This is a genomic window from Mycobacterium sp. E2238 (genome assembly GCF_001672665.1).
Classification (GTDB): Bacteria; Actinomycetota; Actinomycetes; order Mycobacteriales; family Mycobacteriaceae; genus Mycobacterium.
Genome location: NZ_LZKF01000169.1, coordinates 1 through 1,569 on the forward strand (window position 1 = coordinate 1; position 1,569 = coordinate 1,569).

General features: G+C 65.7%; 2 protein-coding genes. One reads left to right on the top strand and one right to left on the bottom strand.

The features are described 5' to 3' along the window. Positions 1 to 432: DUF732 domain-containing protein (locus tag A5711_RS15305; protein WP_156744960.1), on the top strand; the 432-nt coding region annotated here is incomplete at its 5' end. Positions 433 to 530: 98 nt separating this feature from the next. On the opposite strand, the gene A5711_RS15310 is transcribed toward A5711_RS15305, so the two are convergent. Next, positions 531 to 1,409 (bottom strand): DUF4383 domain-containing protein, encoded by an 879-nt coding sequence (locus A5711_RS15310; protein ID WP_082975746.1) that lies wholly within the window; start codon positions 1,407 to 1,409, stop codon positions 531 to 533. Positions 1,410 to 1,569: the final 160 nt, after the last annotated feature.

The window sequence follows — 1,569 nt, forward strand, 5'->3', positions numbered from 1 at the left end:
GAAGCACCGCCATCGGCTTCGCCCGCGCCCAAACCCGTTGTGCCGCAAGCGCCCACTCCGCGAACCGAGATCGCCGACGCGGCGTTCATCGCCGCGTTGAAGCACGAAGGGGTACCAGTCCCGAGCCACGAATACGTGATGACCCAAGGTCACGCGGTCTGCGACTTCCTGGCGCACCAACCCAATTTCGCGGATGCGGTCGAATTCGTTCGGCGATCGTCGATTTGGGACGCCAATCAAAGCGCCGAAGTCACCGCGGGCGCCATCGTCGCTTACTGCCCCCAGTCGCAACCCGCCTCAGCGGCCGACTTGTCGCCGGCCTACCAGAATGCGCTCTCCGATCTGCAGGCCATCGAGGGGAAGCTGCAAGGAATTGAAGGGGATTTGCAAGGTATCCAGGGAGGTCTGGACCGCATCCCAGGCCCGCCGTAGCCGCCATAGCGGCGTCGGGGACGTCTTGACTGCGGCTCCGCGCGGATCGTCGGCGGTGAACGAGGACCGTTAAGGGGAATTACGGAGGGTTTGGCTGTTCAGCGGCGTCGTATCCAGATGGCGATGCCGACGACAGCGGCCAGAATTGCCAAGGCCACGGGAACGACACCACCTGATCGCAGTGCATCGTTCGCACGAGCGACGATGCGGTTCGGCTGTGTTGAGCTCTCGAGGTTGTGGGCCGAGGGCTCGTTCGTTCGTTGGCTCCTCGGTTGTTCAACAAGGGTGCGGCCTGAACCCGGAACACTGACGGGCGGGATGGTCGACCCCGGCTGGCTTGCCTGTCGAGGCACGACTGGACGTTGCGACGGGCTTTCGTAGGCTCCGACTTCGTGCGCGCGCGCCACTGCCGCCACGGGTGGTGGTCCCGCCTCCGTCGCCGAAGCCACGTCCGGAGAGGCAGCGGCCCTCGGCTCGCGGTCGCGTCCCCGTCGCCGTCGCCGCACCCAAGCCTCGTCTCCCAACTCGTCGGGAATCAGCCACATCAGCAGGGCGAAGTTGACCACCCCGAGTAAACCGTGCAGGACGATGTCAGCGGCGTGAAATCCCAGGGGTGTCGGTACCGTGCGCGCGGTGGCCACGCTGCTGAAGAACAACAAAAGCAGGTAGGCCACCGCACTCAGCGCCGTGACAGTCACCGCCGCTCGGCGATTGCCGACAGCCGCGATGGCCAGTACCCCAAGTGTCAGCAGAATCGCGCTCTGCGCCGGAGTCAATGCCAGCCCGAGAACGGGGGTGCCGGTGGGCACCGCATGCGGATGCAGGGCAGCTGAAATTAGCCCGGCAATGCCGAACGCCGTCACCAGCACTCCCTCGCCGAGCAGCAACCAACGCCCGCTGCGGAAGCGCCTCGGGTCCATCGGGACCCTGTGCAAATCCGAAGTCATCCCGGGAACTGGCCCCGCCGTAACCGGCATCGCGCGACCTCCACCTGAAACAACGCGTCGTACGTCATCGGCTACCCACTACGGCCGGTGCTACGCCAGAGTTGTTGCGCCGGCTGGTCGAACAGCTTCTTCGAACCCGGCGACTTCGATCACCGGGGACGACGGGTGCGCTCACGTAAGGCGGCGACCG